Source organism: Allobosea sp. 10L417, from assembly GCF_056395485.1.
The window spans coordinates 715,669-736,348 of record NZ_JBFTJP010000001.1 but is presented as its reverse complement, the minus strand read 5'-3'; the positions used below and the strand labels follow the sequence as shown (position 1 = coordinate 736,348).

Sequence of the window (20,680 nt, the reverse complement as noted above, 5' to 3'; positions counted from 1 at the left end):
GGTCGATGTTAAGCGCGTTTTAGTCAATTTGCGCGAGGTGAAGGGTCCCTCCTGCGCAGGAAACGCGTATGTCTTTCTTCAAGAAGCTTGCGACCCTGTCGATCAGCCGCTCATTCGCCCTGATCGCAGCCCTGGCCGTGCTGATCGCCGTCGGCAGCGTCGGCTACACGTTGAACGCCGCCCGCAACGAGATGATCGCGCTGAAGCGCGGCGAGATGAAGAACCTCGTCGAGGCTGCTGCAACGACGGTGAAAGGCTATCTGGCGCGGGTCGAGGCCGGCGAGCTCAAGGAAAACGACGCCAAGAATATGGCGATTGCGGCCCTCGGCAATGCCCGTTTCGACGACGGGAACTACTACTTCCTCGTCAACTATGACGGCATCAGCGTCCTGCATGCCAACAAGAAGATCCAGTCGACGGACATGAAGCCGCTCAAGGACGCGGAGGGTAAGTTCTTCGTCCAGGACATGATCGCGCTGGTGAAGGCGAAAGGCGAGGGCTTCCTGGACTATGGCTGGCTCAAGGCCGGCGACAAGCAGCCATCTCTCAAGATCTCCTATGTCGTCGGCATTCCGAAATGGCAGTGGGTGGTTGGCTCCGGCCTGCATGTGCAGGATGTCGACTCCGCCTTCATGAGCATGGTCGCGGGCGTCGCCAAGGTGCTCGTGCCGCTCGGCCTTCTCATGCTCGGTCTCGTCGTCGTGCTGAGCCGCCGCGCCACCAGCATGCTGCGTTCGCTGAAGGGTTCGATGGACGGCCTCGCCTCGGGGCAGCTCGACACTGTGATCGAGCATCAGGAGCGCTCCGACGAGGTGGGCTCGATGGCCCGCTCGCTGGAGGTCTTCCGCGATGCGGCCCTGGCCAAGGAGGCGATGGAAGCCGACAAGCTGCGCACCGAGGAGGAAGCGGCGGACCATCGCAGCGCCGCCGATGGCGAGCGCCGCCGCAATGAGACCGAGCGTGCCGAGCATGCGCGCACCCAGGCCGCTGTGGTGCAGGCTCTCGCCACCGGCCTGGAGCGGCTCTCCGACGGTGACCTGACCTATCGGATCGAGGCGGCGTTTACCGCCGAGTACGCCAAGCTGAAGGGCGACTTCAACGGCGCCATCGCCAAGCTCCAGGATGCGATGCGGCAGATCGCGACCAATACCGAGAGCATGAAGGCGGGCTCGACCGAGATCAGCCAGGCGGCGGACGACCTCGCCAGCCGCACCGAACAGCAGGCTTCCTCGGTCGAGGAGACCGCGACTGCGCTCGACGAACTGACCGCCACGGTGCGCCAGACCGCCGAAAGTGCCCGCCTCGCCAATCAGGCGACGGAACAGGTCAAGACCGAGGCCGAACAATCCACCAGCATCGTACGCGATGCGGTGACGGCGATGGGCGGCATCGAGAAATCGGCGCAGGAGATTTCGCAGATCGTCGGCGTGATCGACGAGATCGCCTTCCAGACCAACCTGCTCGCGCTCAACGCCTCGGTCGAGGCGGCGCGCGCCGGTGACGCCGGCAAGGGCTTCGCCGTCGTCGCCTCCGAAGTGCGGGCGCTGGCCCAGCGTTCGGCCTCCGCCGCCAAGGAGATCAAGACACTGATCGACGCTTCGACGATCGAGGTCGAGAAGGGCGTCGCCCTCGTCGGCCAGACCGGCGGCGCCCTCCAGCGCATGGCGTCCGAGATCACCCGCGTCACCGGGCTGGTGGCGGAGATCGCCGGTGCCGCGCAGGAGCAGGCCTCGGGCCTGCAGGAGGTCAACTCCGCCGTGGGCGAGATGGATCAGGCGACGCAGCAGAACGCTGCGATGGCCGAGCAGTCGACCGCTGCGGCCCATTCCCTCTCGCAGGAGGCCGATCGCCTGTCGGGACTGGTCGCACGCTTCCAGCTCGGCAGCGATGTCGCCGGGCTCAAGGCGATGGCGCGGACGATGCAGGCGGCTGTCGCACCCGCGCCGCGGGCCGCCGCGCCCCGCACCGCCGCGCCACGGGCCGGCAGCAAGGTCTATAATGGCAGCGCAGCAACTGCCCACAAGGCCGATGCCGACGCCCGCGACAATGGGTGGGAGGAATTTTGAGCACGCCCGCCGAACCGGCCGCGCCGATCGGCTTCGACGATTTCCTCAAGGTCGACATCCGTGTCGGGACGATCGTCGAGGCCGAGCCCTATCCCGAGGCGCGCAAGCCCTCAATCAAGCTCGTCATCGATTTCGGCGGCACTATCGGCCGCAAGAAATCCTCGGCCCAGATCACCAAACACTACCGGCCCGAGGATCTTCCGGGCCGGCAGGTGCTTGCAGTGGTCAACTTCCCGCCGCGCCAGATCGGCAAGTTCATGTCGGAGGTGCTGACGCTCGGCATTCCCGACGCCGAAGGCGAGGTCGTTCTGATCGGGCCGGGCCATAGCGTCCCGGACGGTGGAAGGCTTTACTAGCCGGCCTGCATCAAAGCGGCAGGAGCAGACCAGAGACCGGTCTGCAAAGTGGTCGGCGCGAATTCCGGCGCCAACCAACGCAGCGCCAGCGCCTGAGGGCGCCGCCAACCCCGCGTGACGTGAAAGCGCCACAGGCGCTGCGATCCCCCCAGCCCGGCAAGCTCCGGCCCGTCCCAGACGATCTCCGCCACGCCTTGCAATTGCAGTGTCGTGCCCGTCTCGAAGTCGACGAAGAGCAGGGCTGCCCGCGGCTGCTCCAGCAGGTTTCCAAGCGTGTTGAAGTAGTTGTTTCCCGCGAAATCCGGGATGGTCAGCGTATCGCCATCGACGCGCACGAAGCCCGGCCGCCCGCCGCGATGGGAGATGTCGGCGCCGCCTGGCGATGTCTCAAGTGCAGCGGCGCTGGCAATGAAGAGCGTGTCGGCATTGGCGATCAATGTCCGGGCCGCCGTATCGAGACCGGAGAGACTAGCGGGTTGTCCGGTGGAAACGCCGCCGTTCGGGGCGCTACTGCGCGCCTGGATATATTTGGCGCAGTTGCCGAAGCTCTGGGTGACGGCAACCGAAAAGCCATCGTCTCCAACCGCGTCGATCCAGCCGTTGGCGCGGTTGCGGCGCCGGGTTTCGAATTCGAGCCCGAGCAGGCCGATCGGGCTGCCCGGCCGGAACGCTTCGAATGCCGGATCGTCGGGGTGCGGCAGAGTTGCAATCGACAGGCGCGTCGGTTCCGGGCTGGTCACGAAACCGGGCGAGCCGGTGAGCGTCGTCGCCAGCGGCCAGCCCTCCGCATCGAGCACGCCGGCGAAGAGCCAGGGAAGCTGCCCGAAGAAGATGCGATGCTGATCCGGCATGAAACTGCGGATGCCGGCTCCGCGCGCGACGACGCCAGCCCGCGCCTGCACGGCGAGTTCGCCGGTATGAAAGGGACCGTCAGGCTGCATCGTCGTCGAGCTCGGCCGGCAGGGGAGAAGGCGGGATTGGCTTGAAGAAGGGCAGGGCCTCGACGCGAGCCAGCCAGCGGCGCACGGCCGGATAGGGGCTCAGCGGGATGCCACCCTCCGGCGCGTGAGCGACGTAGGAGTAGCAGGCCAGATCGGCGAGGGTCGGGTGAACAGCCGCCAGGAAGTCGCGCTCCGCCAGATGCTCCTCCATGAAGGCGAGGAGCCGTGCCGCGATGCGCTTGGCGCGCGCCTTATCGTCGTTCAGGCCGAATTGCGTGATCAGCCGCGCTACGGAGGGACCGTGCATGACCTCGCCGGCAGCGATCGAAAGCCAGCGCTGGACATGCGCCGCGCCGACGGGATCAACCGGCAGCCAGACGCTGTCCGGGGCGTAGCGCTTCACCAGATAGACCATGATCGCATTGCTGTCGGCGAGCGTCAGCTCGCCATCCTGCAGGACGGGAATCTGACCGAGCGGATTGAGCTTGCGGAACGCCGCACTCTGCCGAACTTCCGCGGGCGCCGGCTCGAACCGATAGGGCAGCCTGAGGGCGCGCAACAGCAGCTCGACGCGGTGGGCGTGGCCTGAAAGGGCGGTGCCGTAAAGGACGATCTCGGTCGATGACATGGCGATGCTCCTGCTGGTCGGCAGGATCATGATCGTTTCGAAGAACTGTCGAAATCTGCTATCTCTCCAAATTAGAATTTCAATTGATGGAACAGTGCGGTGGATCGGATCGAGGAGCTTGCGATCTTCGTGGCGATCGTCGATGCCGGCAGCCTTGCTGGAGCCGCGCGGCGCCTTCGTAAATCGCGCCCGGCCGTGACGCGGGCGCTCGCGGCGCTGGAAGAGCGCGTCGGCACCCAACTGATCGCGCGCACGACGCGGCGGCTGACGCCGAACGATGCAGGCAGGGAGCTTGCGACGACAGCCCGGCGGCTCCTGTCCGATTACGAAACCGCGCTGGGCGTCGCAGCGGCCGAGCCGGTCAGCGGGTTGCTGCGGATCACGGCGCCGCTCGCCTTCGGCAGGCGGCATGTCACGCCGCTGGTGTCCGAGTTTCTCGACCGCTATCCGCAGGTGCAGGTCGAACTCGTGCTCGCCGACAGGAACCTCGACCTGATCGAAGAGGATCTGCAGATTGCGGTCCGGATCGGACCGCTGCCGAACTCGGGCTTGCTGATGCGCAAGGTCGGGGAAGTCCGGCGCGTCCTCGTCGCGGCGCCGTCCTATCTCGCCCGTTGCCCGCCATTGCGCCGCCCGGCCGATATCGCGGCCCATGAGACGATCGCGAGCGTCGCGGCCAACCAGACGCTGACCTGGCGTTTCGGGGGCGCCCGCCGCGGCAGCGGGATCGTGCTGACGCCGCGGCTCATCGTCAACGAGGTGGAATCGGTGCTGATCGCGGCGCGCGCCGGGCGCGGGCTGGCACAAGTGCTGTCCTATCAGGCGGCCGACGATCTGGCTGCGGGAACGCTGATGCGCCTGCTCCCGGAGTTCGAGCCGGCGCCACTACCGGTGCAGCTCGTGATGCCGGGAGGGCGCCAGCCGGCGCCGCGCGTGCGCGCCTTCATCGACCATGCCGTCGCGCGGTTGCCGCAGCTTGCGCCGATCGGCGGTTGTTCCTAGCGCAGCGAGCGCGCAAAACCGGATATGGCGGAGACAACCTGCCCCTCGCGGCCGATGAAGCCGTGATAGGCACGGGCCTGGCAGGGGTTCCCGGTCGAGGAGCCGCCGTCGATCCAGAGCAGCCGCGCTTTGCCACCGGTCCATTGTTGAAAGCTCACGGCCGATTCCGGCAGCGTCACGCGGCAGGTGTCCTGGCGATGATGGATGATGAGCATCGGGGGCAGGCGCGAGGGATCGCCGATCATTTCCTGCGCCTGGTCAAGCATGGCCGAGGTGAAGACGATGCCGTCCGGCCTTGCGGGCAGGGTGCCGGCAACCTTGAGAGCGCCGCGGCTCATCGCCACGACGATGACGCGCGGCGCAAGAGCGCGCATGTATTCCACAGCCTTTGCCGGGTCGGCATTGGCATCGAGCGTGATGCTGGCGATGCCGCTGCGCAGATAGGCGCCGCGGGTCCGTACGATCCAGTTGCCGTCGCGCTCGACGCTCCCGTCGGAGCCTATGCCGACATAGCCGTCGCCGCCGGTCAGCAGGACCAGCCCCGCACGAGGTTTTCCCGCAGGCTTGTTCAGAAGCGCGCGGCCGCCGCCGAAAAGACCTCCGCCGAGATCGATAACCTCTTCGCAGCGTGCCGCCGCCGCGGATAGGAGAAGGGAGGCTGCAACAAGCGCTGCAACGATGCGGAATCCCATCATGATCTGTCCCCTATAGGCCCAGTGACCACATTCGGTGACGGATCAAGCGGCGTCGAGCGGATCATTGGTCAGACCGGCAGGCGCACCGTTGCGCGCAGGCCGCCGAGCGGCGAGTCGCTCAGCATGATGTCGCCGCCATGTGCGCGGGCGATGTCGCGGGCGATGGCGAGGCCGAGACCCGTGCCGCCGCCATCGACATTGCGGGCTTCGTCGAGACGGAAGAAGGGACGGAAGACCTCCTCGCGCTGGTCGGGCGGGATGCCCGGTCCGTCGTCGTCGACCATCACGATCAGGTAGCGCGCGTCATGCGTCGCGCGGATTGCGATGCGGTCGCCATAGCGGGCGGCGTTGGAGACGAGATTGGTCAGGAGGCGCCGAAAGGCGTCCGGGCGTATGACGACCAGCGGATCGCCGACCACCTCGAGCCCGGTCTGATGGCCCTGGCGCTCGGCATCCGCCTTCAGCTCTTCCAGCAGGGAGCGGATATCGGTCTCGACCGGCACCTCGCCTGCGTCGCCGCGCGCGAAGGCGAGATAGTCCTCGAGCATGCGGCTCATCTCGTCGACATCCTTCTCGAGCGCCTCGATCTCGGAGGAGCGCTCCATCAGGGCGAGCGAGAGCCGGAAGCGCGTGAGGATGGTGCGCAGATCGTGGCTGACGCCGTTCAGCATCGTCGTGCGCTCGCCGATCGAGCGCTCGACGCGTCGCTTCATCTCGATGAAGGCGTTGCCGGCGCGGCGGACTTCGCGCGCGCCGCGCGGGCGGAAATCGGCTTCGCGGCCCTTGCCGAAGGCCTCCGCCGCATCCGCAAGCTTCAGGATCGGGCGGATCTGGTTGCGCAGGAACAGCACGGCGATGGTGAGCAGGATGAGCGAGGTGCCGATCATCCAGAGCAGGAAGATGTGGCTGTTGGAGGCATAGGCCGCATTGCGCCGGGTCAGGATGCGCATCACGTCCTTGCCGAGCTTGATGCGGATCTCGATCAGGCTGGAGCGGCCGACCGTGTCGAGCCAGAAGGGGCGCGCGACCTGCTGGCTGAGCTCGGTTGAAAGCGCGTTGTCGAGCAGGGAGAAGAACGGGCGGGGACCCGGCGCCGGCAGATCGGAATCGGGGATGATGTCGACGTCCATGCCGAGGCGCTCGGCGGCGATGCGCGAGAGCGTCGTGGTGTCGGCATCCTGCGGATAGCTCTCATAGACATCGATCAGCATCGCGATGTCGGCGGAGACGGCGGAGGACAGGCGCTGCGTCACGAGCTGCCAGTGTCGCTCCATGAAGACGTAGGCGATGACCGATTGCAGCAGCACCACCGGCGCGATGACGATGACGAGCGCGCGCGGATAGAGCCCCTTGGGCATGTAGCGCGCGATGATCTGGAGCGGGCGGCCGACGCTCCTCAGCGCCGGGCGCAAGATTCGGCCGAGTTGGTTGCCGATCGCATCGAGCACGGCAAGGCCGCGAGTCAGAGCCGCCGCAACAGCGCGCAGCGCCGACTGCCTGTTCCTGCCGTGGTGAAGCGGAGTCACGTCCTGTCCGTCACCAGCCTGTAGCCGACGCCGCGCGCGGTCTGGAGATAGAGCGGATCGGCCGGATCGCGCTCGATCTTACGGCGCAGCCGGTTCATCTGCACGTCGACCGTTCGGTCGTTCGCAGCCGACCCCTGAGCCGCCAGCTCCTCGCGCGGGACGACCTCGCCGGCGCGCTCGGCGAGCGCGGTGAGGATCTCGCGCTCGCGCTCGGTCAGGCGGATCGTCTCCTCGCCTTTGCGCAGTTCGCCACGGGCCAGCCCATAGATGAAGGGACCGAAGCGGACGAAATCGGGGCGCGTGCCGGATTGGGCGGCTTCGACCACCACGGTGCGCTTCAGGATGTTGCCGAGGCGCAGGAGCAGTTCGCGCGGCTCGAAGGGCTTGGCGAGATAGTCGTCGACGCCGATCTCGAGGCCGTTGATCCGGTCCTTGCCGTCGGCGCGGGCGGTCAGCATCAGAATCGGCACGGCGGAGCCGCCGCGGAAACGGCGGGCGAAATCGAAGCCGTTCTCGCCAGGCATCATCACGTCGAGCACGATCGCGTCGAAGACGAGGTTGCCGAGCCGCGTGTCCGCTTCCCCCGCATTGGCGGCGGTGGTGACGCGGTAGCCATTGTCGCCGAGGAAGCGGGCCAGCAGATCGCGCAAGCGGCGGTCGTCATCGACGACGAGGACATGCGGCGCCTCGTCGGGGATCGGCTTGCGGGCCGGCTTCGCTAGGGTCTCGCTGGCGATCATGCTTGCGCCTTCCTCCTGCATCCGGGCCGGGAACGATCACGGTGCCCGGCTGCCATAGCACAATGCGCGAGGCGGGTCGCTTGTCAGGGCTTCGTCAGCAGGCGTTCGACCTTCGGCCGCTCCGCCGGATCGATCAAGGCGGCCAGGTATTGCGCGGCGATTGCCGCTGCCTCGGGGCCGACGCCCTCGAGCGCCCGGTTGATGCGCTTGGCCTGGAGCCGGACGAGGCGAAGCGCTAGGTCCTGCCCGGCGGCGGTTGTGTGGAGATGGCGCTGGCGCTTGTCCTGCCGGCCGGTGCGCTGCTCGATATAGCCTTTCTCGACCAGCTCCTTGAGGACGCGGTTCAGGCTCTGCTTCGTGATCTGCAGGATGTCGAGCAGCTCGGCGATGGTCAGACCCGGACAGCGCTGGACGAAATGCAGGACGCGGTGATGCGCCCGGCCGAAGCCATAATCCGCGAGTATCCTGTCGGGGTCTCCGACGAAATCGCGATAGGCGAAGAAAAGCAGCTCGATCAGGTCGTGCGGAACGGCCTCGGACGAGGGCTTCAGGGGGGCGTCGTCAGGGCGAGGTTCGGACAAGGTCAAAAGCACGCTTCCAAAAATTTGGGTCAGCCTTATTGACATATCTCAGACGGAAGATTACCGGTCAAGGGCGCTGAGCGAACGATTATTTCAAAGCCGATCGTCGCGGCGCAGCTTTAGACCCATGCTTGCGTTCCCAAATCGGCTGTGCCGGAGTTCGGAGCGAGGAAGCACCCAGGAGAAGGTCCCATGTCAGTCATTCCTTTCGACCAGCGCGACGGCGTCATCTGGTTCGACGGCAAGCTCGTGCCGTGGAAGGACGCCAAGATTCACGTACTGACCCACGGGCTCCACTACGGCTCCTGCGTGTTCGAGGGCGAGCGCGCCTATGACGGCGTCATCTACAAGTGCGCGGAGCATTCGCAGCGCTTCCACAAATCGGCCGAGATCATGGATTTCACGATCCCCTATTCGGTCGCCGAGCTGGACGAGGCCAAGTATCTCTGCCTGAAGGAGAACGGGCTCAAGGACGCCTATCTCCGTCCCGTCGCCTGGCGGGGCTCGGAGATGATGGCCGTGTCGGGCATCAACAACAAGATCCATACCGCCATCGCGGTGTGGGAATGGCCGAGCATGTTCGACATGGCGCAGAAGCTGAAGGGCGTGCGCCTCGACGTTGCCGATTATCGCCGGCCGGACCCGGCCTGCGCGCCTGTTCATGCCAAGGCGGCGGGCCTCTACATGATCTGCTCGCTGTCGAAGCATAAGGCGGAGCGCGCCGGCTATGCCGATGCGATGATGCTGGATTGGGAAGGCAATGTCGCCGAATGCACCGGCGCCAACATCTTCTTCATCAAGGACGGCGTGGTCCACACCCCGCTGGCCGACCGCTTCCTCAACGGCATCACCCGTCAGTCGGTGATCGATTTGTGCAAGCAGCGCGGTTTCGAGGTGGTGGAGCGGCGCATCCGCCCGGAGGAGCTGGAAGGCTTCAACGAGTGCTTCATCACCGGCTCCGCCGCCGAGGTGACGCTGGTGTCCGAGATCGGCCCCTACAACTTCATCACCGGCAACATGGGCAAGGTGATCATGGAAGATTACTCGGCCGCGGTGCGCCCGCAGTCGAAGGCGGCGTAACACGCAGCCGTCGTGCCCGGGCTTGACCCGGGCATCTCGGAAACCAGTGATCTTTCGTCACCAGATTCTCGGGCGAAGCCTTGCTCCGCCCGAGAATGACGCGGCTATTTCACTTCGCTCCGGTAGAGCGTGATCCAGTCGTCCGGGCCGATGCCGCGGCATTCGCCCATCATGCCGAACTCGGTCTGGACGAAGGCGGTGCCCGTCCAGGCGTAGCCGCCGGTGGCGCCGCAGTCGCCGAGCCCGCGGCCCTTGGCGAAGAAACTCAGCCGGCCGGTCTTCGGGTCGAAATCAGCATTGGTCAGCATGTTCTTCGCATCGCCTTCGCCCTCCGGCAGAGCGACAGGCTTCGCGGCTGTGACATCGCCGCGCTCCACCATCCAGAAACCAGTGGAGACGTTGTAGGCGCCGCGCGAGCAGGCCAGGCCAACGAGGCGGCGCTCGCCGTCGAGGGCCCAGGCCTCATCGGCCGCGACCAGCATTTCGTCATCCTCGCAAAGATCGGCGTCCCGTTGTTTGATCTGCTTGCGCAGCGACGCAGCGAGCGCTTTTCCGTCCTTCTCCGACAGCGTGCCGGCCGCGGGCTTTGCCGTGACGATCGGCAGCGGCGGGGCTGCCGGAACGGAGATGCCGTTGCCCTTGCGGATGAGAGCCGAAGTCGTGTTCAGCCGGCCCTGCTGCTCGTCGATCCAGAGCATTGCTGCGACCGAGCCGGACAACGAAATGGTCGCTGTCACACCGGGCGCGGATATGGCGAGCTTGGTTGCCTTCCGAGCTGCTTCGATCAGCGTCGCGATCTCGGCAGGCTGGAAGGATAGCGACACCATGTCGCCATCGGCCGCTGCCGGGAGCGGCTTGCCGCCGGCGGGGAAGGGCGCGCCGTCGAGCTTGAGCTGAAGCGCTGCCGGAGGCTTCTTCCAGTCGCCGCGCAAGCGCAGGACGAGGTTGGCCGCACCGTCAGGCCCAGCAGGGCGTTCCAGGCGCAGATAGGCGACGGCGTCGGCGCTCTCCGGGGGCAGCGACAGGGCGGTGCAGCTCTTGAGATTGTCGCAGCCGGCCATCCAGTCGCGAAACGTCTTCGGCTCCGGGGCTGCCGCCGCGGCCAGGGCCGGGAGCAGCATCCACCCACCGGCGAGAGCGAAGCCCCTCAGCATTTCAGGGCGCTTCTTCCCAGCGTCTCGCCGCATCGTCGTCATCCGTCTTGGCCTCGACCCAGCCGCCGAGCGTGCCGTCCGCGCGGTGTTCGCGCTTCCAGAAGGGCGCGCGTGTCTTGAGGTAGTCCATCATGAAGTCGGCAGCCTCGAAGGCGGCGCGGCGGTGTGCAGAAGCTGCGAGCACCAGCACGATCTGCTCGCCCGGCCGGATCAATCCGTAGCGGTGGATCGCGACGAGCCCCATGAGCGGCCAGCGCGCTGCGGCCTCGGCCGCGACACGGCCGATCTCAGCCTCGGCCATGCCGGGATAGTGCTCCAGCTCCAGCGCGGCGAGCGCGCCGGATTCATCGCGGCAAAGCCCGATGAAGGAGACGACGGCACCGATGTCCGCACGGCCGTGGCTGAGCGCTGCGATCTCGTCCGAAAGCTCGAAATCCTCGCGCTGGATACGGATAAGGGGTGTCATGGCGGCCTCAGCCGCCGGTCATCGGCGGAAAGAAGGCGATCTCGCGGGCGTTGCCAAGCGGGCTTTGCGGCTTGGTGTGAACCTGATCCAGCGCGGCTCGCACCACGGCCTCGTTGGTGAAAGCGGCTTCATAGTTCTCGCCGCGCGCCTTCAGCCAGCGCAAGAGATCGGCGACGGTGGCGAGGTCGRCGGGGATATCGAGCGTCTCTTCCGGCAGGCCGACGCGTTCGCGTACCCAGGCGAAATAGACGAGCTTCACGCGGCGGGTCGCAGCGGTGGTGGCGGCGGCGACGGCATTCATGGCATGCGCTCGTCCTGCTCGACGAGGTGACGGATGCCGGCGTTGAAATAATCCCAGCCGGTATAGATCGTCAGACCCGCAGCCGCCCAGAGCAGCACGATCCCGATCTGGGTGTTCCCCGGCAGGACCTTGTCGCCCGCCGGGCCGGCGATCAGGAAGCCGAGCGCGAAGAGCTGCGCCGTCGTCTTCCACTTCGCGACCTTGCTGACGGGGACGCTCACTTTGAGATCGGCCAGGAACTCGCGCAGCCCCGAGACGAGGATCTCGCGGCAGAGGATCACGATCGCGGCCCAGAGCGTCCACCCCTCGATCTGGCCGGTATAGACGAGCATCACCAGCAGGGCGGCGACGAGGAGCTTGTCGGCAATCGGATCGAGCATGCGGCCGATGGCCGATTGCTGGCTCCAGGCGCGGGCGATGTAGCCGTCGAAATAGTCGGTGATCGCCGCGAGGGTGTAGATCGCCAAAGCGAGCCAGCGCATCCAGTCGTCGCGCGGCCAGAACAGAATCGCCACCAAGGCCGGGATCGCCAGGATCCGCCCGTAAGTGAGGAGGTTGGGCAGCGACCAGGGGCCGCGCCGCCTGATGGCGTCAGGAAGAATCGTCACGTCGAGCACCAAAGCAAGGCCGCTGCGGCAGCGTCAACACGCAACAGCGTGAATGTGGCGGGAGTTATAGACCATGTCGCATTCGGCCGGGGCCGTCCGAATGCGAAAAACGTGCTGGATTGCGGAAATCCGGGGCATTGTGCCTCCGAAAGACCGGTTCGCGCATTCTCGCGTGATGCTCTACGCATCGTGAAAGAAATTATGCACGGCCTTGGCCGTGGCCGCATTGACGCCGGGCGTGCGCATGAGGTCGTCGAGCTTGGCGCGCTGGATCGCCTTCACCGTGCCGAAATGCAGCAGCAGCGCGCGCTTGCGCGAGGGGCCGATGCCGGGAATCTCGTCGAGCGGGTTCTTCATGGTCTCGCGCTTGCGCTTGGCGCGGTGGGTGCCGATGGCGAAGCGATGCGCCTCGTCGCGCAGGCGCTGGATGAAATAGAGCGCGGGATCGCGCGGCTGCAGCTTGAAGGGCTCGCGACCCGCCATGTGGAAGGTTTCGCGCATGGCATTGCGGTCTTCCCCCTTGGCGATGGCAACGAGCGGGATGTCGGCGGCGCCGAGCTCCTTCAAGATCTTGAGCGCTGCGGAGAACTGTCCCTTGCCGCCATCGACGATGACGAGATCGGGACGGGATGGGAAGCCGTCCTCGTCCTTGCGCGGCTTTGGCGCCTTGCGGGGCTTCTTCGGCGAGCCCTCATCCTGAGGAGCGCCATCGGGCGCGTCTCGAAGGATGGCCGCGGAGGTTCCATCACTCTCTGGAGCATCCTTCGGCACGGCCGCATCCGCGGCCTCCTCAGGATGAGGGCTCAGAGAAATGCCTTCCTCCTTCGCGAGCCTTGAGAACCGGCGTGTCAGCACCTCCCGCATCATGCCGAAATCGTCGCCGGCGATGGTGTCGGTCGAGATGTTGAAGGTGCGGTAGTGGCTCTTCATAAACCCGTCCGGTCCGGCGACGATCATGCCCCCGACCGCGTTCGTGCCCATGATGTGCGAGTTGTCGTAGACCTCGACCCGGCGCGGCGGGGTCTCCATGCCGAAGGCGGCACCGAGCGCGGCGAGCAGCGCGCTCTGGCCGGCATTGTCAGCGAGCTTGCGGGAAAGCGCCTCGCGGGCGTTCTTGACGGCATGGGCCATCAGGTCGGCCCGTTCGCCGCGCTTGGGATGGGCGACCTCGACCTTGCGGCCGGCGCGGGCCGAGAGCGCCTGGCCGATCAGCTCGATCTCCTCGACCGGGTGCGAGAGCAGCACGAGGCGCGGCGGCGGCTTGTCGTCGTAGAACTGGGCGACGACCGAGGCCAGCACCTCGGCCGGCGTCAGCGAGCGGTCGGCGCGTGGGAACAGGGCGCGGTTGCCCCAGTTCTGGTGGTTGCGGAAGAAGAAGATCTCGACGCAGAAATGCCCGGCCTGTTCGTCGATGGCGAAGACATCGGCCTCTTCCACGCCTTGCGTGTTGATGTCCTGGCCGGCCTGCACGGCCGAGAGCGCGGCAAGACGGTCGCGGTAGCGTGCGGCCTTCTCGAATTCGAGTTCTTCGGCGGCCTCCTGCATCCGCGCCGAGAGCAGCTGTTTCACGGCGGAGGAGCGGCCGGAGAGGAAGTCGCGGGCCTGGCCGACCAGCGCCTGATAATCGGGGATCGAGATCTCGCCTGTGCAGGGGCCGGCGCAGCGCTTGATCTGGAAGAGCAGGCAGGGGCGCGTGCGGTTCTCGTAGAAGGAATCCGAGCAGGTGCGGATCAGGAAGGCCTTCTGCAGCGCGTCGATGGTGCGCGTCACCGCCCAGACCGAGGCGAAGGGGCCGAAATAATCGCCCTTGCGCTGGCGCGAGCCGCGGTGCTTCAGGATCGCGGGCGCGTCATGGTCCCCCGTCAGCAGGATGTAGGGGAACGACTTGTCGTCGCGCAGCAGCACGTTGTAGCGCGGCCTGAGCTGCTTGATCAGGTTCGACTCGAGCAGCAGGGCCTCGGTCTCTGTGCCGGTGGTGACGAACTCCATATTCGCCGTCTCGGCGATCATGCGCGCCACGGCGTTGGTGTGCGCCATGCCGCGGGCATAGGAGGTCACGCGGTTCTTCAGGCTCTTGGCCTTGCCGACATAGAGCACCTCGCCCGCACGGTCGAACATCCGGTAGACGCCGGGCTTGTTCGGAAGATGCCTGGCGAATTGCTGGATGATTTCGATGCCGGCCTTGAGCGCGCCGGGCGCAGCCTCCGCAAGATCGGGTGTCGGCTCGACGGGGAGTGCATCCTCCTCGTCATCGAACTCGTCTTGGGGCAGATCGTCCTGACGTTCGCGATTCATGATGTTCATGTAGGATGTCGCAGTGGCTTCGTCATGTCAGGAGCGGCACGGGGATGGCTGTGCTCCGACAGCGGCGGCCCGCGCTCCGCTTAACGTCGAGCGAAATCGGCGATGGTTTCTCAACGTTGTCTTTCGTCGCGCCGCGGGCAGGGGGCGTTTTCATTCGCCCGTCGATCTGATCTCGGTTTGACATCATGTTGATCGCGTTCTATTCGTTAATCTCGATTTAGGCCTGATGACTTGGCCATTCGCGCCTTGTGAGCGCGACACGCTGATGATTTCTTCCTTTTATCGAATTCGCCGCTGCATGTGACCCATGCGGCTTGAATAAGCGCGCTTGCGGGAGGCGCCGATGGCTTCGGGTTCAGTTAAGTGGTTCAATGCGACCAAGGGTTTTGGTTTCATTCAGCCTGACGATGGTGGACAGGACGTGTTCGTCCATATCAGCGCGGTAGAGCGCGCGGGTCTGCGCGATCTACGTGAAGGTCAGAAGATTTCGTATGAGCTGGTCCAGGACAAGCGGTCCGGCAAGAGCTCGGCCGATAATCTGCGCGCCGAGTAGCCGCTAGAGGCGCGAGCAACGGCGATTTGAGGGGTCACGGGTATACCAGGCCACGACGATACGTTTCTCGGCAACGGTGAGTAAGGGGTCGGGATCAGCTAGCCCGACCCTTTGTGTTTTTTGGAAAGGGTAGTCATGCAAGTTCTCGTTCGGGACAACAATGTCGAGCAGGCGCTTCGTGTCCTGAAGAAGAAGCTGCAGCGCGAAGGCGTGTTTCGCGAAATGAAGCAGCGCCGCGCCTATGAGAAGCCGTCCGAGCGCCGCGCCCGAGAAAAAGGCGAGGCCGTTCGCCGCGCCAAGAAGGCCGCGCGCAAGCAAGCGCAGCGCGAAGGGCTGCTGCCGGCGCCGAAGCGCAAGCTGCCCGTCGGCAAGGCACGTAGCGGAGCGCCGCGTCCGCCTTCCATCTGATCAGCATCGATCAGCTGTCGCCTGCCGAGAAGGAGTTTCCCATGTCTAGTCGGAACATGAAGCTGGACGAGATCAAGGCCCGGGCGCAGGCGGCTTTCGAGACGACCGAGCAACGCAAGCGAGATACGCTTGTTGCGTGGCAGGCGCTTGAGGACCAATCCAGCCAGACGCGCCTGAAGACCGAGAAGTTGAGAGCCCTGCGACTTGCAAGAGACGCCGAGGAAGCTGCGGCCAAGGCGAAGGCGCCGCGCAGCGCTGCGGCGGTGAAGCGCCCGCGCCGAGCTGCGGCCAAGCCGCTCTGACACGCTTGGCCGGGAGGATATCCCGGCAGGGCAGCCATCACGATATGGCGCTCTCAAGAGCTCGCTCGCATCATCTGTCCGTCGAGTGGCGGCCATTGCCACTGTCGAAGCGGCGCCGGCCCTGACGAAGGCGGTGAGCCGCCGCATCTCGTTTCGCCGCGACCTGTGCCAGGGCACGTTCAAGCCGCGGCATCGTCGTCGATCCACTCCTGAACGATCGCCTCGTTGGCGTGGATGCAGACCAGCTCGAGCCGCCCCGTTCCGATGTTGACGAATTTGTGCGGAACGCCGGCCGGCCCGACCACGATCGTGCCAGCGCCAGCTCGCAATTTTTCCGTCCCGAGGGTGAACTCTGCTTCGCCGGACCGGATCACCCAAGTCTCCGAATAGGGATGAACATGCAGGCCCGGTCCCTGCCCGGGCTCGTTGGCGATCAGGAAAAACGACACCTGCGAACCGTAGCTGCCGCCTTCGAACCGGGCAGTGCGGCTTGTGCCGCTGCGCAGGGCGTTGCTGTCGATCATCATCGGCATCACACTCCTTCAGTTATCTTTGCACAAAGATAGTTGGACTGAATATATCTTCTCGTCAAGATATCTCTTGGCGCGGGAGCCGGGCCAAGGCAGATGAGGGGACGAAGCGCGTGTGGGGCGAGCGATGACGAAGATGGACCATGTCGAGCGCGTCAGGGCTCAATGGGCCCGCGAATTGCCGGATCTCGACACGACGCCCACGGCGATCCTGGGGCGGGCGTATCGCCTGTCCAATCTCGTTCGTCCCAGCATCGAGGAGACCTTCGCGGGCTTTGGGCTCGATCGCGGCGAGTTCGACGTTATCAGTACCCTGCGCCGCAGCGGGCCGCCTTATCGGCTCACGCCGACGGCGCTCTATCGTTCCCTGATGATTACCTCCGGCGGGCTGACGCACCGGCTGGGGCGGCTGGAAAAGGCCGGGCTGGTGCGCCGCGAGAAATCGTCGGAGGATGGGCGAAGCGTCCTCGTCGTCCTGACTGAACAAGGCTTCCAGCGAGCCGAGGAGGCGCTTCGCGCCGATATGGCGAGCGAGGCACAGTTTCTCGAAAGCCTCAGCCCTCCCAAACGAACGGCTCTGGCGGAACTCCTCAAAGAGCTGCTGGCGACACTCGAAAGCGATGCGATGCCGGCGACCGAGACATGATGCCGTTCAAATCCGGCCGCATCATCCTGTTCAACGGCGCGTCGAGCAGCGGCAAATCCTCGCTGGCGCGGGCGCTGCAGGGCCGGATCGACGCCCCGTTCTGGCATATTTCGATCGACCACCTCCGTGATTCCGGCGTATTGCCGACGGCGCGGATCAAGAGCGGCGAGTTCGACTGGCGGAGGATGCGGGAGGCCTTCTTCCTCGGCTTCGAGCGCTCGCTGCTGGCTTATGTCGAAGCTGGCAACGATCTCATCGTCGAGCACATCATGGAGAGCGAGGACTGGCTGCTCAGGCTCGCCGATACGCTCGCCGGGCACGACGTGTTCTTCGTCGGCGTGCATTGCGAACTCCCTGAACTGGAGCGCCGCGAGCTGGTGCGGGGCGACCGGCCGGTCGGCGATGCGCGGCGCGACTATTTCCGCATCCACTCCTACTGCCTCTATGATCTCGACGTGGACGGGACGCAGGACATGCAGGCCAATGCCGATGCCGTCATCGCGGCGTGGCGCGGGCGGTCGCTGCCATCGGCCTTCGATCGGCTGAGGGAGCGTCGCGATCGAGGCTGAAGGCGGTTCGGGCATGATCTCGCCATGCCGCAGATGCGCTTGCCGTCGCCTCGGAATGCAGATCCGGGGCTGTCGCAGACGCAAGGCCGGCCCAATATGGGAAAGCCCGGCCTATGCCGTGCATTCATCAAGGATCGAAGCTCATGTCCCAGTCTGACAGTGTTCGGATCGTTCTCGCCTCCCGCCCGGAAGGGCGCCCCAGCCCGCAGAATTTCCGGGCGGAGCACGCGGCCATCCCGGCGATCGCCGAAGGGCAGGTGCTGCTCAAGGTCCAATATCTCTCGCTCGACCCGTATATGCGCGGGCGGATGAGCGCGGCGAAGTCCTATGCCGCTCCGACCGAGATCGGGCAGGTGATGGAGGGCGGTACGGTTGCCGAGGTGCTCGAAAGCCGCGATCCTGCCTTCAGGCGCGGCGACCTCGTGCTGTCCTATTCCGGCTGGCAGTCCCATGCGGTGGCGAACGGTTCGCAACTGCGCAAGCTCGATCCGAAGAGCGCGCCGGTGACGACGGCGCTCGGCGTGCTCGGCATGCCCGGCTTCACCGCCTATGCCGGGCTACTCACCATCGGCCAACCCAAGCCGGGCGAGACCGTCGTCGTCGCGGCGGCGAGCGGGCCCGTGGGCTCGGCAGTGGGGCAGATCGCGCGGATCAAAGGAGCGCGGGCGGTCGGCATCGCCGGCGGACCCGAAAAATGCGCCTTCGTGCGCGAGACATTCGGCTTCGACGCGGTCATCGACCATCGCGATCCCGACATGGCCGGGAAGCTCGCGGCTGCCTGCCCGGACGGAATCGACGTCTATTTCGAGAATGTTGGCGGCCATGTCTGGGATGCCGTCTTTCCGCTGCTCAACACCTTCGCCCGCATCCCGGTCTGCGGTCTCGTTGCTCAGTACAATGCGACTGGCGATTTTCCGGGGCCGGACCGGCTGCCGGTGCTGATGCGCCAGGTGCTATCCAAGAGCCTGACGATCCGCGGCTTCATTCAACGCGAATTCATCGCCCAGGCCCCGGTTTTCCGCGAGGAGATGGCGCGCTGGATCGGGGAAGGCGCGGTCAAGTACAAGGAAGACATCGTCGAGGGGCTGGAGAACGCACCCGAGGCCTTCATCGGCCTGCTCGAGGGCAGGAACTTCGGCAAGATGATCGTCAAGCTCTGAGGCAGCGTGCCACGGGCAAGCCTTTTTCCTTGACCATTGAGCGGGCGCGCGGCCATCACCGTGCCCCCGCCGCCGGATATTGGTCATGCCCGTCTTCGCCATCCCTTTCCCGATGATCGATCCCGTCGCGGTTCAGATCGGGCCGCTCGCGATCAAATGGTATGGGCTGGCCTATGTCGTCGGCCTCCTCGGCGGCTGGTGGTATGCGCGCCGCCTCGTCGCTTCCGACGGGCTCTGGGGCGGGCGGGCGCGGCCGCAGCCGGTCGAGCTCGACGATATGCTGCTCTTCGTCGCCTTCGGCGTGGTCCTCGGCGGACGGGTCGGCTTCGTGCTGTTCTATGATCTGCCGCGCTATCTTGAGCGGCCGCAGGATATCCTCGCGATCTGGCAGGGCGGTATGTCCTTCCATGGCGGTTTGATCGGCGCGACACTGGGCCTGTGGCTGTTCGCGAAGCGGCGCGGCTACCCGGCGCTGTCGGTGTTCGATCTGGCCGCGGCGGTAGTGCCGATCGGGCTTTTCCTCGGCCGCATCGCCAACTTCATCAATGGCGAGCTCTGGGGCCGGCCGGCGCCGGACTTTCCCTATGCGATGATATTCCCCAATGGCGGGCCGGTGCCGCGCCATCCGAGCCAGCTCTATGAGGCGCTCGGCGAAGGCCTGCTGCTTTTCATCCTGGTGAACCTCGTCGTCCGCTTCGGCGGCTTCAGGCGGCCGGGACTCGTCGCCGGCATCTTCGGCATGGGCTATGCGCTCGCCCGTATCGTCTGCGAGTTCTTCCGCGAGCCCGACGCACAGCTCGGCTTCCTGTTCGGCACCTCGGTCAATGCGCTCTCCGGCGGCATCACCATGGGCATGCTGCTGTCGCTGCCGGTGTTCTTTGCCGGGCTCTGGCTCGTGCTGCGCAGCCGGAACGCCGCGCGGGGCGAGGTGCGTGCGTGAGCGCGCTCAAGGCCGAGATCGCCGATCTGATCCGGCAGGAGGGGCCGATCGGCATCGGCCGCTATATGGCGCTGGCGCTCGGCCATCCCCGCCATGGCTACTACATGACGCGCGACCCCTTCGGACAGGAGGGGGATTTCACCACGGCGCCCGAGATCAGCCAGATGTTCGGCGAGTTGATCGGGCTCTGGGCCGCCCATCTCTGGCAGGCGATGGGCGCGCCCGCGCGGCTGCGCCTCGTCGAGCTCGGCCCGGGGCGCGGCACGTTGATGGCCGACATGCTGCGCGCGACGCGGGTCGTGCCCGGCTTCCACGAGGCGGCCTCGGTCCATCTCGTCGAAACCAGCCCGGCCCTGCGCCAGCGTCAGGCGGCGACGCTGATGGGAAGCGAACCGGTCTGGCATGACACGGTCGCCCAGGCGCTGTCCGGCCCCGCGATCATCGTCGCCAACGAATTTCTCGACGCGCTGCCGCTCGACCAGTTCGTGATGACGCCCGAAGGCTGGCGCGAGCGGCTCGTGGGGCTGGATACTGCAGGCAATCTGGCTTTCGGTCTGGCTGCGGAGATGAAGGACGCTTTGGACGTCTCCGCTCCAGCCGGAACGGTTTTCGAGCAGCCGACGCTCGCGCTCGACATCGTCGCACAGGTCGCCGGACATGTCGCGGCGGAGGGCGGCGCGGCGCTCTTCGTCGATTATGGCTCGGCGCGCTCCGGCTTCGGCGATACGCTGCAGGCAATGAAACGGCATGGATTCGTCGATCCGCTGGCGGAGCCGGGGGAGGCCGACCTCACCGTCCATGTCGATTTCGAGCGGATGGGGCAGGTCGCGCTCAAGGCGGGGGCGGCACTGCACGGCCCCGCCAGCCAGCGCGATTTCCTGTTGACGTTGGGACTTCCGCAGCGGGCGCAGGCGTTGTCGCTCAAGGCCGATGCCGCCCAGCGCGCGGCGATCTCCGCGGCCTTCGACCGGTTGATCGAACCCGGCGAGACCGGCATGGGCGATTTGTTCAAGGTTCTCGCGCTATCGCAGCGGAACCTGCCGCCCTTGCCCGGATTTGACCTTCATCGACTGCCAGATCAGGGCTGACTTCAGCGAGCCTCCAGCGCCTTCGCTCAAACCGGA

24 protein-coding genes are annotated in these 20,680 nt (G+C 66.0%); 12 read left to right on the top strand and 12 right to left on the bottom strand.

Annotation, left to right across the window (positions count from 1 at the left end):
* The first annotated feature begins 68 nt into the window (after nucleotides 1-68).
* Nucleotides 69-2,066 (top strand): methyl-accepting chemotaxis protein, encoded by a 1,998-nt coding sequence (locus tag AC1DE3_RS03775; RefSeq protein WP_476778870.1) that lies wholly within the window; start codon nucleotides 69-71, stop codon nucleotides 2,064-2,066.
* Nucleotides 2,063-2,422, top strand: a complete 360-nt coding sequence (locus AC1DE3_RS03770) for a tRNA-binding protein (RefSeq protein WP_476778871.1) — start codon at nucleotides 2,063-2,065, stop codon at nucleotides 2,420-2,422. Before AC1DE3_RS03775 ends, AC1DE3_RS03770 begins: the two co-directional genes overlap by 4 nt.
* On the opposite strand, the gene AC1DE3_RS03765 is transcribed toward AC1DE3_RS03770, so the two are convergent.
* Entirely contained in the window at nucleotides 2,419-3,363 is a 945-nt protein-coding gene (locus AC1DE3_RS03765) for a pyridoxamine 5'-phosphate oxidase family protein (RefSeq protein ID WP_476778872.1), read from the bottom strand. The genes AC1DE3_RS03770 and AC1DE3_RS03765 overlap by 4 nt on opposite strands.
* Nucleotides 3,353-3,991, bottom strand: a complete 639-nt coding sequence (locus tag AC1DE3_RS03760; protein ID WP_476778873.1) for a glutathione S-transferase — start codon at nucleotides 3,989-3,991, stop codon at nucleotides 3,353-3,355. Before AC1DE3_RS03760 ends, AC1DE3_RS03765 begins: the two co-directional genes overlap by 11 nt.
* Before the next feature lie 99 nt (nucleotides 3,992-4,090).
* Here AC1DE3_RS03760 and AC1DE3_RS03755 point away from each other — a divergent pair, with 99 nt between their 5' ends.
* Nucleotides 4,091-4,993 (top strand): LysR family transcriptional regulator, encoded by a 903-nt coding sequence (locus AC1DE3_RS03755; RefSeq protein WP_476778874.1) that lies wholly within the window; start codon nucleotides 4,091-4,093, stop codon nucleotides 4,991-4,993.
* On the opposite strand, the gene AC1DE3_RS03750 is transcribed toward AC1DE3_RS03755, so the two are convergent.
* The 4 genes from AC1DE3_RS03750 to AC1DE3_RS03735 form a co-directional block, all read right to left on the bottom strand.
* Entirely contained in the window at nucleotides 4,990-5,688 is a 699-nt protein-coding gene (locus tag AC1DE3_RS03750; RefSeq protein WP_476778875.1) for an alpha/beta fold hydrolase, read from the bottom strand. The two genes, AC1DE3_RS03755 and AC1DE3_RS03750, sit on opposite strands and share 4 nt — an antisense overlap.
* 68 nt (nucleotides 5,689-5,756) lie before the next feature.
* Nucleotides 5,757-7,103, bottom strand: coding sequence for an ATP-binding protein (locus tag AC1DE3_RS03745; protein ID WP_476779340.1), 1,347 nt, complete (start codon nucleotides 7,101-7,103; stop codon nucleotides 5,757-5,759).
* Between the two features lie 107 nt (nucleotides 7,104-7,210).
* Nucleotides 7,211-7,954, bottom strand: coding sequence for a response regulator (locus AC1DE3_RS03740; RefSeq protein WP_441512000.1), 744 nt, complete (start codon nucleotides 7,952-7,954; stop codon nucleotides 7,211-7,213).
* 83 nt (nucleotides 7,955-8,037) lie between these two features.
* Complete coding sequence (locus AC1DE3_RS03735; protein WP_441512001.1) at nucleotides 8,038-8,580, bottom strand: MarR family winged helix-turn-helix transcriptional regulator; 543 nt, start codon at nucleotides 8,578-8,580, stop codon at nucleotides 8,038-8,040.
* 147 nt (nucleotides 8,581-8,727) lie between these two features.
* Between AC1DE3_RS03735 and AC1DE3_RS03730 the strand changes: the two genes are divergently transcribed.
* Nucleotides 8,728-9,615 carry a branched-chain amino acid aminotransferase gene (locus AC1DE3_RS03730; protein ID WP_476796095.1) on the top strand — a complete coding sequence of 296 codons (888 nt, stop codon included), beginning with the start codon at nucleotides 8,728-8,730 and terminating at the stop codon, nucleotides 9,613-9,615.
* A gap of 104 nt (nucleotides 9,616-9,719) precedes the next feature.
* Here the strand turns inward: AC1DE3_RS03730 and AC1DE3_RS03725 are convergent, their stop codons facing one another.
* From AC1DE3_RS03725 to uvrC, 5 genes are all read right to left on the bottom strand, one after another.
* Nucleotides 9,720-10,769 (bottom strand): DUF1176 domain-containing protein, encoded by a 1,050-nt coding sequence (locus AC1DE3_RS03725; RefSeq protein ID WP_476778877.1) that lies wholly within the window; start codon nucleotides 10,767-10,769, stop codon nucleotides 9,720-9,722.
* Nucleotide 10,770: 1 nt separating this feature from the next.
* On the bottom strand, nucleotides 10,771-11,235 hold the full coding sequence (locus AC1DE3_RS03720) for a molybdenum cofactor biosynthesis protein MoaE (protein WP_476778878.1): 465 nt from the start codon (nucleotides 11,233-11,235) through the stop codon (nucleotides 10,771-10,773).
* A 7-nt stretch (nucleotides 11,236-11,242) separates the two neighbouring features.
* Entirely contained in the window at nucleotides 11,243-11,494 is a 252-nt protein-coding gene (gene moaD, locus AC1DE3_RS03715) for a molybdopterin converting factor subunit 1 (protein WP_476852261.1), read from the bottom strand.
* 38 nt (nucleotides 11,495-11,532) lie between these two features.
* Nucleotides 11,533-12,153, bottom strand: coding sequence for a CDP-diacylglycerol--glycerol-3-phosphate 3-phosphatidyltransferase (gene pgsA, locus AC1DE3_RS03710; RefSeq protein ID WP_476852082.1), 621 nt, complete (start codon nucleotides 12,151-12,153; stop codon nucleotides 11,533-11,535).
* Nucleotides 12,154-12,324: 171 nt separating this feature from the next.
* Complete coding sequence (uvrC, locus tag AC1DE3_RS03705) at nucleotides 12,325-14,439, bottom strand: excinuclease ABC subunit UvrC (protein WP_476852260.1); 2,115 nt, start codon at nucleotides 14,437-14,439, stop codon at nucleotides 12,325-12,327.
* A 352-nt stretch (nucleotides 14,440-14,791) separates the two neighbouring features.
* Between uvrC and AC1DE3_RS03700 the strand changes: the two genes are divergently transcribed.
* From AC1DE3_RS03700 to AC1DE3_RS03690, 3 genes are all read left to right on the top strand, one after another.
* Nucleotides 14,792-15,001 (top strand): cold-shock protein, encoded by a 210-nt coding sequence (locus AC1DE3_RS03700; protein WP_441469865.1) that lies wholly within the window; start codon nucleotides 14,792-14,794, stop codon nucleotides 14,999-15,001.
* A 135-nt stretch (nucleotides 15,002-15,136) separates the two neighbouring features.
* Nucleotides 15,137-15,409 (top strand): 30S ribosomal protein S21, encoded by a 273-nt coding sequence (gene rpsU, locus AC1DE3_RS03695; protein WP_441512007.1) that lies wholly within the window; start codon nucleotides 15,137-15,139, stop codon nucleotides 15,407-15,409.
* A 41-nt stretch (nucleotides 15,410-15,450) separates the two neighbouring features.
* Nucleotides 15,451-15,711: a transcriptional regulator gene (locus tag AC1DE3_RS03690; protein WP_441512008.1), complete on the top strand. Its 261-nt coding sequence runs from the start codon at nucleotides 15,451-15,453 to the stop codon at nucleotides 15,709-15,711.
* Between the two features lie 179 nt (nucleotides 15,712-15,890).
* Here AC1DE3_RS03690 and AC1DE3_RS03685 read toward each other — a convergent pair whose 3' ends face one another.
* Nucleotides 15,891-16,238 (bottom strand): cupin domain-containing protein, encoded by a 348-nt coding sequence (locus AC1DE3_RS03685; protein WP_476852081.1) that lies wholly within the window; start codon nucleotides 16,236-16,238, stop codon nucleotides 15,891-15,893.
* A gap of 130 nt (nucleotides 16,239-16,368) precedes the next feature.
* Here AC1DE3_RS03685 and AC1DE3_RS03680 point away from each other — a divergent pair, with 130 nt between their 5' ends.
* The 5 genes from AC1DE3_RS03680 to AC1DE3_RS03660 all read left to right on the top strand — a co-directional run bounded on the left by AC1DE3_RS03680 (nucleotide 16,369) and on the right by AC1DE3_RS03660 (nucleotide 20,644).
* The gene (locus AC1DE3_RS03680) at nucleotides 16,369-16,887 is read left to right on the top strand and encodes a MarR family winged helix-turn-helix transcriptional regulator (RefSeq protein WP_441512010.1); all 519 of its coding nucleotides are present in this window, start codon (nucleotides 16,369-16,371) and stop codon (nucleotides 16,885-16,887) included.
* Nucleotides 16,884-17,456, top strand: coding sequence for a chloramphenicol phosphotransferase CPT family protein (locus tag AC1DE3_RS03675; RefSeq protein ID WP_476778880.1), 573 nt, complete (start codon nucleotides 16,884-16,886; stop codon nucleotides 17,454-17,456). The genes AC1DE3_RS03680 and AC1DE3_RS03675 overlap by 4 nt, the downstream gene beginning before the upstream one ends.
* 143 nt (nucleotides 17,457-17,599) lie before the next feature.
* Nucleotides 17,600-18,616, top strand: a complete 1,017-nt coding sequence (locus tag AC1DE3_RS03670) for an NADP-dependent oxidoreductase (protein ID WP_476778881.1) — start codon at nucleotides 17,600-17,602, stop codon at nucleotides 18,614-18,616.
* A gap of 85 nt (nucleotides 18,617-18,701) precedes the next feature.
* Entirely contained in the window at nucleotides 18,702-19,556 is an 855-nt protein-coding gene (gene lgt / locus AC1DE3_RS03665) for a prolipoprotein diacylglyceryl transferase (protein ID WP_476778882.1), read from the top strand.
* Nucleotides 19,553-20,644, top strand: coding sequence for a class I SAM-dependent methyltransferase (locus tag AC1DE3_RS03660; protein WP_476778883.1), 1,092 nt, complete (start codon nucleotides 19,553-19,555; stop codon nucleotides 20,642-20,644). The genes lgt and AC1DE3_RS03660 overlap by 4 nt, the downstream gene beginning before the upstream one ends.
* The last annotated feature ends 36 nt before the right edge of the window (nucleotides 20,645-20,680 follow it).

Bases quoted from the DNA above. Each gene is read 5' to 3' on its own strand.
- AC1DE3_RS03775 (WP_476778870.1), top strand. From the start codon at position 69: ATGTCTTTCTTCAAGAAGCTTGCGACCCTGTCGATCAGCCGCTCATTC.
- AC1DE3_RS03765 (WP_476778872.1), bottom strand. From the start codon at position 3,363: ATGCAGCCTGACGGTCCCTTTCATACCGGCGAACTCGCCGTGCAGGCG.
- AC1DE3_RS03760 (WP_476778873.1), bottom strand. From the start codon at position 3,991: ATGTCATCGACCGAGATCGTCCTTTACGGCACCGCCCTTTCAGGCCAC.
- AC1DE3_RS03750 (WP_476778875.1), bottom strand. From the start codon at position 5,688: ATGATGGGATTCCGCATCGTTGCAGCGCTTGTTGCAGCCTCCCTTCTC.
- AC1DE3_RS03740 (WP_441512000.1), bottom strand. From the start codon at position 7,954: ATGATCGCCAGCGAGACCCTAGCGAAGCCGGCCCGCAAGCCGATCCCC.
- AC1DE3_RS03735 (WP_441512001.1), bottom strand. From the start codon at position 8,580: ATGTCAATAAGGCTGACCCAAATTTTTGGAAGCGTGCTTTTGACCTTG.
- AC1DE3_RS03730 (WP_476796095.1), top strand. From the start codon at position 8,728: ATGTCAGTCATTCCTTTCGACCAGCGCGACGGCGTCATCTGGTTCGAC.
- AC1DE3_RS03725 (WP_476778877.1), bottom strand. From the start codon at position 10,769: ATGCTGAGGGGCTTCGCTCTCGCCGGTGGGTGGATGCTGCTCCCGGCC.
- AC1DE3_RS03720 (WP_476778878.1), bottom strand. From the start codon at position 11,235: ATGACACCCCTTATCCGTATCCAGCGCGAGGATTTCGAGCTTTCGGAC.
- uvrC (WP_476852260.1), bottom strand. From the start codon at position 14,439: ATGAATCGCGAACGTCAGGACGATCTGCCCCAAGACGAGTTCGATGAC.
- AC1DE3_RS03700 (WP_441469865.1), top strand. From the start codon at position 14,792: ATGGCTTCGGGTTCAGTTAAGTGGTTCAATGCGACCAAGGGTTTTGGT.
- rpsU (WP_441512007.1), top strand. From the start codon at position 15,137: ATGCAAGTTCTCGTTCGGGACAACAATGTCGAGCAGGCGCTTCGTGTC.
- AC1DE3_RS03690 (WP_441512008.1), top strand. From the start codon at position 15,451: ATGTCTAGTCGGAACATGAAGCTGGACGAGATCAAGGCCCGGGCGCAG.
- AC1DE3_RS03685 (WP_476852081.1), bottom strand. From the start codon at position 16,238: ATGATGATCGACAGCAACGCCCTGCGCAGCGGCACAAGCCGCACTGCC.
- AC1DE3_RS03680 (WP_441512010.1), top strand. From the start codon at position 16,369: ATGACGAAGATGGACCATGTCGAGCGCGTCAGGGCTCAATGGGCCCGC.
- AC1DE3_RS03675 (WP_476778880.1), top strand. From the start codon at position 16,884: ATGATGCCGTTCAAATCCGGCCGCATCATCCTGTTCAACGGCGCGTCG.
- AC1DE3_RS03670 (WP_476778881.1), top strand. From the start codon at position 17,600: ATGTCCCAGTCTGACAGTGTTCGGATCGTTCTCGCCTCCCGCCCGGAA.
- lgt (WP_476778882.1), top strand. From the start codon at position 18,702: ATGCCCGTCTTCGCCATCCCTTTCCCGATGATCGATCCCGTCGCGGTT.